General features: G+C 71.0%; 10 protein-coding genes. 9 read left to right on the plus strand and 1 reads right to left on the minus strand.

The features are described from left to right. The first annotated feature begins 51 nt into the window (after positions 1-51). The 7 genes from BIU96_RS10030 to BIU96_RS10060 all read left to right on the plus strand — a co-directional run bounded on the left by BIU96_RS10030 (position 52) and on the right by BIU96_RS10060 (position 9270). Positions 52-2244 (plus strand): ATP-dependent DNA helicase RecG, encoded by a 2193-nt coding sequence (locus BIU96_RS10030; protein ID WP_071292488.1) that lies wholly within the window; start codon positions 52-54, stop codon positions 2242-2244. Positions 2245-2266: 22 nt separating this feature from the next. Further along, on the plus strand, positions 2267-2761 hold the full coding sequence (gene coaD, locus BIU96_RS10035; RefSeq protein WP_071292473.1) for a pantetheine-phosphate adenylyltransferase: 495 nt from the start codon (positions 2267-2269) through the stop codon (positions 2759-2761). Positions 2762-2845: 84 nt separating this feature from the next. After that, a complete protein-coding gene (locus BIU96_RS10040; RefSeq protein ID WP_368072973.1) occupies positions 2846-3439 on the plus strand; it encodes a DUF177 domain-containing protein in 594 nt (197 codons plus the stop codon). 47 nt (positions 3440-3486) lie between these two features. After that, entirely contained in the window at positions 3487-3690 is a 204-nt protein-coding gene (rpmF, locus tag BIU96_RS10045) for a 50S ribosomal protein L32 (RefSeq protein ID WP_071292475.1), read from the plus strand. A 13-nt stretch (positions 3691-3703) separates the two neighbouring features. Continuing rightward, the gene (gene rnc, locus BIU96_RS10050) at positions 3704-4429 is read left to right on the plus strand and encodes a ribonuclease III (RefSeq protein ID WP_071292476.1); all 726 of its coding nucleotides are present in this window, start codon (positions 3704-3706) and stop codon (positions 4427-4429) included. A 4-nt stretch (positions 4430-4433) separates the two neighbouring features. Continuing rightward, entirely contained in the window at positions 4434-5405 is a 972-nt protein-coding gene (gene mutM, locus BIU96_RS10055; protein ID WP_071292477.1) for a bifunctional DNA-formamidopyrimidine glycosylase/DNA-(apurinic or apyrimidinic site) lyase, read from the plus strand. A gap of 82 nt (positions 5406-5487) precedes the next feature. Next, on the plus strand, positions 5488-9270 hold the full coding sequence (locus BIU96_RS10060; protein WP_071292478.1) for an AAA family ATPase: 3783 nt from the start codon (positions 5488-5490) through the stop codon (positions 9268-9270). Between the two features lie 103 nt (positions 9271-9373). Here the strand turns inward: BIU96_RS10060 and BIU96_RS10065 are convergent, their stop codons facing one another. Further along, on the minus strand, positions 9374-10399 hold the full coding sequence (locus BIU96_RS10065; RefSeq protein WP_071292479.1) for a TerC family protein: 1026 nt from the start codon (positions 10397-10399) through the stop codon (positions 9374-9376). A 235-nt stretch (positions 10400-10634) separates the two neighbouring features. On the opposite strand from BIU96_RS10065, the gene ftsY reads away from it, so the two are divergent. Together ftsY and BIU96_RS19425 are read left to right on the plus strand one after the other, a co-directional pair. Beyond that, complete coding sequence (gene ftsY, locus BIU96_RS10070) at positions 10635-11504, plus strand: signal recognition particle-docking protein FtsY (protein WP_071292480.1); 870 nt, start codon at positions 10635-10637, stop codon at positions 11502-11504. A 97-nt stretch (positions 11505-11601) separates the two neighbouring features. Continuing rightward, positions 11602-11760, plus strand: coding sequence for a DUF4175 domain-containing protein (locus tag BIU96_RS19425; protein ID WP_137767577.1), 159 nt, complete (start codon positions 11602-11604; stop codon positions 11758-11760). The last annotated feature ends 52 nt before the right edge of the window (positions 11761-11812 follow it).

An 11812-nucleotide genomic window follows, 5' to 3' on the forward strand; every position in this document is an offset into this window, starting at 1 on the left:
GCCGGGTACCGTTGGCGTGTGGTCACGACCGGAACGACAACCGAGCCGGCGGTGCCGGACCTCGGTCCCGCACCGCTCGACGCGCGGCTGGCGAACGTCCTCGGCGGGCGGACGGCGAACGCGATCGAGAAGGCGTTCGGCTACCGCACCGTTGGTGAGTTCCTCGAGCACGCGCCCCGGCGGTACGCCGAGCGCGGTGCACTGACAGCGCTCGACTCGCTCGCGATCGGCGAGTCCGTGACGATCGTGGCCGAGGTCGTCGACGTCCGCGAGCGCACGATGCGTGCTCGCCGCGGGTCCATCCTCGAAGCGAAGATCGGCGACGGCAAGGGGCTCCTGACCCTCACGTTCTTCAACCAGGGCTGGCGCACGAAGGACCTCGTGCCCGGCGCCCGGGGCATCTTCTCGGGCAAGGTCGGGGACTACCGCGGCGCCCGGCAGCTGGCGCACCCCGACTACGAACTGTTCGACCGCGACGACCCTCGTGCGACGGCGGATCCGGAGTCAGAAGAGGCCATCCGGTTCTCCCGCCAGCCGATCCCGATCTACCCGGCGACGTCGACGCTGACCTCGTGGCAGATCGCGAAGTCCATTGCCATCGTGCTCGACACGCTCCCGGACGTCCCCGACCCGATCCCGGCCCGTGTCCGCAACCGGCTCGACCTCGTGCCGTTCCGGCGCGCGCTCGAGCTCCTGCACCGTCCCGAGAAGGTCGCCGACTTCAAGCGCGCCCAGGACGCCCTCCGCTACCGCGAGGCGTTCGTGCTCCAGACCGCACTCGTCCAGCGGCGCATCGCCTCCCGGGCGACCGCAGCGACCTCCCGATCGGCGTCGCCCGGCGGGATCCTCGAGCGCTTCGACGCCACCCTGCCGTTCACGCTGACGGACGACCAGCAGGCCGTCGGTGCCGAGATCGCCCACGACCTGGCCGGCGACTGGCCGATGCACCGCCTCGTGCAGGGCGAGGTCGGTTCCGGCAAGACCCTCGTGGCGATCCGCGCGATGCTCACGGTCGCCGAGTCCGGCGGGCAGTCCGCGCTGATCGCCCCGACCGAGGTGCTCGCGGCCCAGCACCTGCGGTCGATCGTGAAGTTCCTCGGCCCGGACCTCGCGGCCGAACTCCGACCGGTGATCCTGACTGGCTCGCAGTCGACGGACGAACGGCGTCGGGCGCTCCTCGCGGCGGCGTCGGGCAGCTCCCGCCTGGTGGTCGGCACGCACGCCCTGCTCGGCGACCGTGTCGACTTCGCCGAGCTCGGGCTCGTCGTGGTGGACGAGCAGCACCGGTTCGGCGTCGAGCAGCGTGAGGCGCTCCGGACGAAGGGCGCGACCCCGCCGCACGTGCTGGTGCTCACCGCGACGCCGATCCCGCGCACCGTGGCAATGACGGTGTTCGGCGACCTCGACGTCTCGACGATCACCGGGCTGCCCTCGGGCCGTGCCGGTGTCGAGACGTTCACGGTCCCGCTCGCCGAGCACCCGGGCTGGGAGTCCCGCATCTGGACCCGCATGGCCGAGGAGCTCAGCGCGGGTCGGCAGGCGTTCGTGGTGTGCCCGGCGATCGACGACGCCCACGCCGAGGACGACGGCGAGCCCGAGCCGGAGACCGAGGACGACGCTCCGAAGCGGTTGCCCGCCACGGTGCTCGCGACGGCGGAGCGGATGCGAGCGATGCCGGTCCTCGACGGCCGCAGCATCGCCGTCCTGCACGGGCGCATGACGGCAGAGGAGAAGGACCGCGTCATGACGTCCTTCGCCGCCGGTGGCATCGACGTCCTCGTCGCGACGACGGTGATCGAGGTCGGGGTCGACGTGCCGAACGCCTCGATGATGGCGGTGCTCGACGCCGACCGGTTCGGGGTCTCCCAGCTCCACCAGCTGCGCGGCCGCATCGGCCGTGGCCAGTACGCCGGCGTCTGCCTGCTCGTGACCGGAGCGGAGCTCGAGACCACCTCGCGCGAACGGGTCGACGCGGTGTCGGCGTCGGACGACGGCTTCGAGCTGGCCCGGGTCGACCTCGAGCTCCGGCGCGAGGGCGACGTCCTCGGCGAACGACAGTCCGGCGGGCGGTCCTCACTGAACCTGCTGCGGGTCGTCGAGCACGCCGACCTCATCGTCGACGCCCGTGAAGAGGCCGAGCACGTCCTCGAGCCGGACCCGCAGCTCGAGGGCCACCCGGCGCTCCGAGAAGCCCTGGCACGCCGGCTCGACGAGTCCGACGCCGCCTTCCTCGGCAAGAACTGACCGGACCGGTATCGTCGCCGGCATGGCACAGATCGCGGTGGTCCCCGGTTCGTTCGATCCCGTGACCCTCGGGCACCTCGACGTGATCGGCCGAGCGGCGCAGCTCTTCGACGAGGTCCACGTGCTCGTCGTGCACAACCCCGACAAGAAGTCGGCGATGTTCGAGGCCGTCGACCGAGTCCGCCTCATCGAGGAGTCGCTCGTCGAGACCGGCGTCTCGGACAACGTCCGGGTCGGGGAGTGGACCTCCGGGCTGCTCGTGGACTACTGCCGGCAGGTGGGCGCGAAGGTCCTGGTGAAGGGCGTCCGCTCCGGCGAGGACGTCGCGTACGAGACCCCGATGGCGATCATGAACCGGCACCTCGCCGACGTCGAGACGGTGTTCCTGCTGCCCGAGGCCTCACGGGCGCACGTGTCGAGCTCGCTCATCCGGCAGGTCGCATCCCTCGGCGGCGACGTCGCCCCGTACGTGCCCGAGGTGGTCGCCGCCGCACTGCACGAGCACACCGGTCGCTGAACCGCGCGTCGTGGAGCGGCCCGCGTGGGGACACGCCTGCCCCCGCCTCGACTCACGGGCCTTCGGGATGTAGGCTCGTCGATCGTGTCTTCCCACGTGAACAGCCCCTACGCCCTGCGCGTGCGCGACCTCGCGCACCGGCCGGGCGAGATGCGCGAGCACACGCTCGACATCGAGGTGCCCGACGCGATGGGTGCCGGCGTGATCTCCGTCCGCCAGGGTGCGCCGATGCACATCGACGTGCGGCTCGAGGGCCTGCACGAGGGCGTCCTCGTCTCCGGGCACGCCTCGGCCGAGGCGGAGGGCGAGTGCTCACGCTGCCTCATCGACATCAGCGAGCCCATCGAGGTCGATTTCGCCGAGCTCTTCGCGTATGATGCCTCGGAGGAATTCGACTTCTTCGTGCACGACGACTTCGTCGACACGGAAGAGGTCGTCCGAGACGCGGTGGTGCTGGCGCTGCCGTTCCAGCCGGTCTGCCGACCGGACTGCCCAGGCCTCGACCCGGTGACGGGCGAGCGACTGGCGGACATCGGTGAGTCCCGCACTCACGAGGTCCTGGATCCCCGGTGGGCCGCCCTGAGCGGACTCACCGTCCTCGACGAGGACGACGCCAGCACGACAACGCCCCAGACCACCGAGGGTCAGGAGCGGTCCGAAGCCGACCAGGCCGACTGACCGCCGTCCCTCGCCACTGACCACCGAGCAACCGAAAGAGAACCACCATGGCCGTTCCCAAGCGCAAGCAGTCCCGTGCCAACACGCACGCCCGTCGTTCGCAGTGGAAGGCCGCGCCGGTCCAGCTCGTGAAGACGATCGAGGGTGGCAAGGTCACCTACAGCCTCCCGCACCGCGCCAAGGTCGTCGAGGACTCCGCCGGCACGCCCCTGTACATGGAGTACAAGGGCCGCAAGGTCGCCGACGTCTGATCGGACCGAACGCATGACAGCGACGTCCGGCACCACGGGGTCCCGCCCCGTGGGGCCGGACGTCGTTCGTCTGCGTGACAGCCTCGGGGCCGACATCGACCTCGAGCTGCTGCAGCTCGCCCTGACGCACCGGTCGTACGCGTACGAGCACGGCGGCATCGGGCACAACGAGCGCCTCGAGTTCCTCGGGGACTCGATCCTCGGCCAGGCCGTGACCGTGAAGCTCTACCGGTCCTTCCCCGACCTCGACGAGGGCGACCTCGCGAAGCGTCGCGCCAGCCTCGTGTCGACCGTGGCCCTGGCCGAGATCGCGCGGATGATCGGCCTCGGCCAGTACCTCCGGCTCGGCAAGGGCGAGGAACAGACCGGCGGCCGGAACAAGTCGTCGATCCTGGCGGACACCGTCGAAGCCGTCATCGGTGCGGCGTACCTGTCGGCCGGACCGGACCCGGCGACCGAGCTGGTCCTCCGGCTCGTCGACCCGCTGCTGGTCGACCCGGACCGCTTCGGCGCCGCGATGGACCCGAAGACCAGCCTGCAGGAACTCGCGTCCAGCCTGTCCCTGGGCAACCCGTCGTACCGCGTGACCGAAGCCGGCCCGGACCACGACAAGACGTTCCACGCGACCGTGGTGCTCCAGGGCGAGGACGTCTCGACCGGCTCCGGGTCGAGCAAGAAGACCGCCGAGATGGCCGCCGCGCTCGAAGCGTGGACGCGGCTCTCGGGCCGGGCGGCCTGACCACGTGCCCGAACTCCCCGAGGTCGAGGTCGTCCGCGCCGGCCTCGAACCCGCCGTCAGCGGTGCGCGGGTCCTGCACGTGGACGTCGTCGACGACCGAGCGCTCACCCGCCACGACGGCCCCGCCGAGGACTTCGCCGACCGCCTGACCGGCCGCACCATCGCCGCCGCCGTCCGCCGGGGCAAGTTCCTCTGGATGCCACTCGAACCGCGGAACGTCGGCGACCAGCCGGAAGCGCTCGTCGCCCACCTCGGCATGAGCGGCCAGATCCTGCTCGGTCGCGGCCGTGACGCCGCGAAGCACCGTCGGATCCTGTTGGACGTGCAGCCAGCGAGCGCCGGTCGCGACGGAGCGGCCGAACCCCCGGTCGAGCTCGAGTTCGTCGACCAGCGCACCTTCGGCTCGATGGCGATCGACCCCATGGTGCCCACGATCGACGGCGCTCCCGCCGGGTTCGGCGGGCACGTCGACGAGACCGACCCGGACGCGGTGTGGCGTCGGAGCATCCCGAAGCAGGTGTCGCACATCGCCCGCGACCCGCTCGACCCGGCGTTCGACGACGACCGGTTCACCGCGATGGCGCGGAAGCGGTCGAGCGGCATCAAGCGGGTCCTGCTCGACCAGGGCGTCGTCAGCGGCATCGGGAACATCTACGCCGACGAGTCGCTGTGGGCGGCGAAGCTCCACTACGACCGACCCGCGGACCGCCTGACGCGCGCCGACCTCGGCGGGCTCCTCGCCGAGGTCCGGAGCGTGCTGGGCCGCGCGCTCGAGGACGGCGGGACGAGCTTCGACGCGCAGTACGTCAATGTGAACGGCCAGTCCGGGTACTTCTCGCAGCGACTCAACGTGTACGGGCAGCAGGGCAAGCCGTGTCCTCGCTGCGGGACGACGGTCGTGCGCGAGGCCTTCATGAACCGGTCCAGCCACCGTTGCCCCGTGTGCCAACCGGCTCCACGGCCGCGCAGGCGTTAGCCTGACGCCGAGCGAGCACCGCCCAGCAGCACCGCCCAGCAGCACCGCCGCCAGCACGCGAGCCAGCACACCCGGAGACCGCATGTACTTGAAGAGCCTGACCATCAAGGGGTTCAAGTCCTTCGCGCAGCCGACGACGTTCGCGTTCGAGCCCGGCGTGACCTGCATCGTGGGGCCGAACGGTTCGGGCAAGTCGAACGTGGTCGACGCGCTGGCCTGGGTGATGGGGGAGCAGGGCGCGAAGACCCTGCGCGGCGGCAAGATGGAGGACGTCATCTTCGCCGGCACCTCGACCCGCGGCCCGCTCGGCCGCGCCCAGGTGCTCCTCACCATCGACAACACCGACGGCCTGCTGCCGATCGAGTACTCCGAGGTGACGATCTCCCGCACGCTGTTCCGCAACGGCGGCAGCGAGTACGCCATCAACGGGGAGAACTGCCGGCTGCTCGACGTGCAGGAACTGCTGAGCGACACCGGGCTCGGCCGTGAGATGCACGTCATCGTCGGGCAGGGGCAGCTCGACAAGGTCCTGCACGCCACCCCGGAGGACCGCCGCGGCTTCATCGAAGAGGCCGCGGGCATCCTCAAGCACCGCCGCCGCAAGGAGAAGACGCTCCGCAAGCTCGAGGCGATGCAGACGAACCTGACGCGGCTGTCCGACCTGGCGGGGGAGATCCGGCGGCAGCTGAAGCCGCTCGGCCGGCAGGCGGAGGTCGCCCGCAAGGCCCAGTCGGTCGCCGCGGTGGCCCGTGACGCCAAGGCCCGGATCCTGGCGGACGACGTCGTCCGGCTGCGCCGCGAGCTGCACGAGCACCAGGAGGTCGAGGCCGGCAGGAAGTCCGAGCGTATCGTCCTGCAGGAGCGGCTCGACCAGACCCGTGCCCGGCAGCAGCACGTCGAGCAGAGCATGGTCGGGGACGACGTCGACCGTGCTCGCACCGTCGTGCACCGGCTCGAGAGCGTCCAGGAGCGACTGCGCGGACTGTCGAGCCTGGCGAACCAGCGGCTGATGTTCCTCGCCCAGCAGGCCGACGCGCCGCAGCAGGGCCCCACGATCACCCCGGAGCGGGTGCAGGGCGTCCGCGACGAAGCCGACCGGCTCGAGGCCCGCGCGACCGCGATGGCCGGCGGGATGGCGAGTGCCGCGCGGGTCGTCCAGGAGGCCCGCGACGCGCTCGACGCCCTCGACGAGCGGATCGCCGCGCAGGCCGCCCTCGTCTCCCAGCACGATCTCGAAGCCCAGCGGCTCGCCTCCGCGGTGGACGTCGCACGCTCGAAGCGCGGCTCCGCGGTGGCGGACCGGGAGCGCCGTGAACGCGCCCTGGCCGAGGCGGGCGAGCGTGCCGAACGCGCGGCCGCGGCGTTGGCCGAACTCGGCACCGACCCGTCGGAGGGCGTCGACGAGGACGCCCTCACGACCGCCCTCGAGACCGCTCGCGAGCAGCAGGAGGCCGCGCAGGCCGCCCGTGACGAACACCGCGACCGCCTGCACGGCCTCGAACGCGAACGCGACGCGCTCGACGCCCGCGTGGCGGCCCTCGGCATGTCCATCGACGTCCGTGACGGCTCGCAGGCGCTCATCGACGCCGGTCGCGCCGGCATCGTCGGTCGCCTCGCCGACGCCCTGACGGTGGCACCGGGCTTCGAGGGTGCGATAGCGATCGCCCTCGACGGACTCGCCGACGCGGTGCTCGCCGACGACCGGTCGGTCGCGCTCGACGCGGTCGCGCACGCCCGGACCGAGGACATCGGCCGTATCGACGTCATCGTCGCGGACGCGGCCGGCCCCGACACGGGGCTGCCCGCCAGCCTGCCGACGGGCGTCCGCCGTGCGCTCGACCTGGTGCAGGGACCGCCGGCGATCGCCGCGATCCTGCGGGACACGCTCGTCGCCGAGACCGAGGACGTCGACCTGGAGGCCGTGCTCACCGCCGCCCCGCAGGCCACGGTCGTGACGCGGTCCGGTGACCTCGTCCGCGCCGTCCGCGTGACGGGTGGCGGTGAACGGGTCACCTCGCGCATCGAGCTCGTCGCGGAACGCGACGACGCCGTGACGCGACGGGACGCGATCGCGACGGACGCCGAGGACGCGGCCACGCGCCTCCAGGCTGCCCGCTCCGCCGTCGAGGACGCGCGCCGCCAGGCGGACGAGGCCGACGCCCGCTCACGCGCGTACGCGAAGGCGAAGGCGGAGTACGACCGGACCAGTGCGTCGACGCGGGCGAAGGCGGAGAACGCCGCCGCCGAGGTCGAGCGCCTACGCGCTGCCCTCGCCGAGACCGACGGCGCCGTCGAGGCGGCGGACTCCGTGCTGGCCGAGGCCGAGCGCGCCCACCGCGAGTTCACCGAGCGCCCGCGTCCCGTGGTGGACGCGTCCGGACGGCCGGCGCTGCAGGACGCGCTCGAGGCCGCGCGTGCCGCCGAGATCGAGCAGCGCATCCAGGTCGAGACGGTGCGGGAGCGGGTGCGGTCCGAACGACACCGCGCCGTGCAGCTGGAACGGCAGCTCGAGGCCGAGCGCGCCGCGGCCGAGGAAGCAGCGCGGCTCGCGGTCATCCGGCGCGGGCAGATCGCCGTGGCGGAGCAGGTCCTCGCCGACCTACCGGGCCTCCTGGCCGCGGTGGACCGGTCGCTCGCCGAGGCGCGGGTGCAACTCGCGACCGAGGAGTCCGAGCGGTCGAAGCGCAACACCGAGCTGCAGACGATCCGGAACGAGGAACGCGAGCTCCGGGAGCGCCTGCAGACGATCACCGACGGCGTGCACTCGCTCGAGATGGAGATCTACGAGAAGAAGCTGCACGTGTCGGGGGTGCTCGACCGGGCGCAGAGCGAACTCGGCCTCGGCGAAGCCGTCCTGGTGGCGGAGTACGGGCCGGACGTGCCGGTGCCCGTCGACGTGTTGGTCGACCCCCGGGTGCTGGCCCGGAAGCACCGCGAGGCCGAGCGGGCCCGAGCGGCAGCCGAGGCAGCGGCGGCCGGCGACACCGTGGCAGACGAAGACGAAGACGCAGACGCAGAGGCTCCCGCAGACGCAGAGGCCCCCGCGGACGCGGGTGCAGACCCAGTCGACGCCGACCTCCCCGCACTCGTCGACGCGGAGTCCACGCTCCCCGGTGGCCCGGCGCTGCCCGAGTTCGACGCCACTGACGAGGTCGACCCCGCCGACGTCGAGACCGTGCCCTACGTCCGCGCCGAGCAGGAGCGCCGACTCAAGGCGGCCGAGCGCGACCTCGGACAGCTCGGCAAGGTGAACCCGCTCGCGCTCGAGGAGTTCCAGGCCCTCGAGCAGCGCCACGCGTTCCTCGCCGAGCAGCTCGACGACCTGCAGAAGACCCGCACCGACCTGATGACGATCATCGACGAACTCGACACGAAGATGCAGTCGATCTTCGACTCCGCGTTCTCGGACACGAAAGAGGCCTTCGACGTCATCTTCCCGATCCTGTTCCCGGGCGGCTCGGGGTCGATCACGCTGACGAACCCGGACGACCTGCTGCGCACCGGCATCGAGGTGCAGGTGAAGCCCGCGGGGAAGAAGATCGACCGCCTCACGCTGCTGTCCGGCGGGGAGCGGTCCCTCGCGGCGGTGGCGCTGCTCGTCGCGATCTTCACCGCCCGGCCGTCGCCGTTCTACATCATGGACGAGGTCGAGGCGGCGCTGGACGACGCGAACCTCGGGCGGCTGCTGACCGTCTTCGAGCGGCTGCGAGCGTCGTCGCAGCTCATCGTCATCACGCACCAGAAGCGCACGATGGAGATCGCGGACGCCCTGTACGGCGTCTCGATGCGGCAGGACGGCGTGTCCGCCGTGGTCGGGCAGCGGGTGCAGCAGCGCGAGCCCGCCGACGCGGTCGCCGTCGCGTAGCCGCGCGCAGCCCGGGACGGACGGACGGACGGACGGACGGACAGACGGACGGGAGGCGCGGTGCCAGCTGGCACCGCGCCTCCCGTCCGTCAGGTGGTGGCGACTACTTCGCGTCGACCTCGACAGTGCGCTGCGAGCCCGTCGGGGTGAGCCCGCGCTCCTGGCGCTTCTTCGAGACCACCAGCGAGGCGACCGTCGCGACCGCGATCGTCAGCATGATGAAGCCGAGCGAGAACCAGATCGGGATCTCCGGCGCCCACTCGATGTGCTCGCCGCCGTTGATGAACGGCAGCTCGTTGACGTGCATCGCGTGGAAGACGAGCTTCACGCCGATGAAGCCGAGGATGACCGCCAGCCCCTGGCCGAGGTAGATGAGCCGCTCGAGCAGCCCCGCGATGAGGAAGTACAGCTGGCGGAGGCCGAGGAGCGAGAACGCGTTCGCGGTGAACACGATGAAGGCGTCCTGCGTGAGCCCGAAGATCGCCGGGATCGAGTCGAGCGCGAAGAGCACGTCGGTGAGGCCGATCGCGACCATCACGAGGAGCATCGGCGTGAACAGGCGCTTGCCGTCGACCTTCGTGGTGAGGCGGTCGCCGTCGTAGTCCTTCGACGTCGGGATGACGCGGCGCAGGATCCGGATGAGGCGGGAGTCGCCCTCCTCGGCGGAGTGCTCGTTGCCACCGCGGGCCTGCGACCAGGCGAGCCAGAACAGCAGCGCACCGAACAGGTAGAAGACCCACGAGTAGTTCTCGATGATCGTCACGCCGAGGGCGATGAAGACACCACGGGCCACCAGGGCGATCGCGACGCCGACGAGCAGCACCTTCTGCTGGAACTCCTTCGGCACCGCGAAGCTCGACATGATGATGAGGAAGACGAAGAGGTTGTCGACCGACAGGGCCTTCTCGGTGAGCCACCCGGCGAAGTACTCACCGCCGGCCTGACCGCCGCCGAAGACCCAGATGCCGATGCCGAAGACGATCGCGAGCGCGATGTAGACGACGGACCAGAACGCGGATTCGCGGATGTGGGGCACGTGCGGTGTGCGCACGTGCGAGAAGAAGTCGAACACCAGCAGCGCGAGGATGCCGGCGATGGTGATCAACCAGACGAAGAGTGGGACGTCCAACGGGGTTCCTTCAGGTGAGGGCGCGATCAGGTGCACGTTGTTCACGGACACGCGGGTACGCCGAGGCCTGAAGGTCTCTTCCGTCGTGATCGGCACGATGTCCCGATCACGACCGGCGCCCCGGGGCCGGATCGTTCCGGACCGTACTGACGGGGACACCGAGGAGGAATACTCCCCTTCGTGATCCCGAGCATACCGGGCACAGCGCACGTGCGCCGCGCTCTAAGCTGGGAGCATGGCGAGTTCCTGGTCACTGTCCTCCCGGTTGCGCGGGCTGTTCCAGCGCAAGACGATCGACGAGACGACGTGGGACGACCTCGAGACCGCGCTCATCGGTGCGGATTTCGGCCCCGACATCGCGGACGAGATCATCGAGGACCTGCACGCCCGCGTCGACCGGTACGGCACGACCGACCCCGCGGACCTGCAGCGCATGCTCCGCGAGGTGCTCGAGGAGCGGCTCTCGAAGCTCGACACCACGCTGAAGCTCAGTGCTCGGCCGGCCGTCGTGCTGGTCGTCGGGGTGAACGGCGTGGGGAAGACCACGACCATCGGCAAGTTCGCGAAGTTCCTCAAGACCTACGACCGCACGGTGCTCGTGGGCGCGGCGGACACGTTCCGCGCTGCCGCCGTCGAGCAGGTCGCGACGTGGGCCGAGCGCGCCGGTGTCGACGTCGTGCGGCCGTCGCAGCCCGGGCAGGACCCGGCGTCGGTGGCGTACCAGACCGTCGAGAAGGCCATCCGCGACAACACCGAGATCGTGGTCATCGACACGGCCGGCCGCCTCCACACGAAGGCGGGCCTGATGGACGAGCTGACGAAGATCAAGCGCGTCGTCGAGAAGCAGACCGAGATATCCGAGGTGCTGCTCGTCCTCGACGCCACCACCGGGCAGAACGGGCTCGCGCAGGCGCAGGCGTTCATCGAGGGCGCCGGGGTCACCGGACTCGTCATCACCAAGCTCGACGGCTCGGCCAAGGCCGGGTTCGTGCTCAGCGTGCAGGAGAAGACGGGCATCCCGATCAAGCTCATCGGCCAGGGCGAGGGCATCAACGACCTCACGGGCTTCACCCCGCACGTGTTCGTGCAGAACCTCGTCGGCTGAGGGCTCCTGCAGCAGCGAACCAGAACGCGGCTCGGCGAGTAGTGTCCCCTTCGGCCCGGGCACCCGCTCGGTCTCGTTCCAGGGATTGGAGACCCTCATGCCCGCACTGCTGATCATCGCGATCATCGTCGGCCTCGTCCTGCTCTTCAGCGGCATCTTCGTCGGTGCCCTGAAGTTCCTGCTCTGGGTGGGCATCGTGCTCATCCTGCTGGCGGTCATCGGCTGGCTCCTCCGGAGCATCCGCGGTCGCGCCTAGCGACCAGACGCCCTGAACCGGGGCAGCAACGAACGGGAGGCACGGTGCCAGC

Source organism: Curtobacterium sp. MCBA15_008 (assembly GCF_001865065.1).
Taxonomy (GTDB): Bacteria; Actinomycetota; Actinomycetes; order Actinomycetales; family Microbacteriaceae; genus Curtobacterium.

Bases quoted from the DNA above. Each gene is read 5' to 3' on its own strand.
- coaD (WP_071292473.1), top strand. From the start codon at position 2,267: ATGGCACAGATCGCGGTGGTCCCCGGTTCGTTCGATCCCGTGACCCTC.
- rpmF (WP_071292475.1), top strand. From the start codon at position 3,487: ATGGCCGTTCCCAAGCGCAAGCAGTCCCGTGCCAACACGCACGCCCGT.
- rnc (WP_071292476.1), top strand. From the start codon at position 3,704: ATGACAGCGACGTCCGGCACCACGGGGTCCCGCCCCGTGGGGCCGGAC.
- BIU96_RS10060 (WP_071292478.1), top strand. From the start codon at position 5,488: ATGTACTTGAAGAGCCTGACCATCAAGGGGTTCAAGTCCTTCGCGCAG.
- ftsY (WP_071292480.1), top strand. From the start codon at position 10,635: ATGGCGAGTTCCTGGTCACTGTCCTCCCGGTTGCGCGGGCTGTTCCAG.
- BIU96_RS19425 (WP_137767577.1), top strand. From the start codon at position 11,602: ATGCCCGCACTGCTGATCATCGCGATCATCGTCGGCCTCGTCCTGCTC.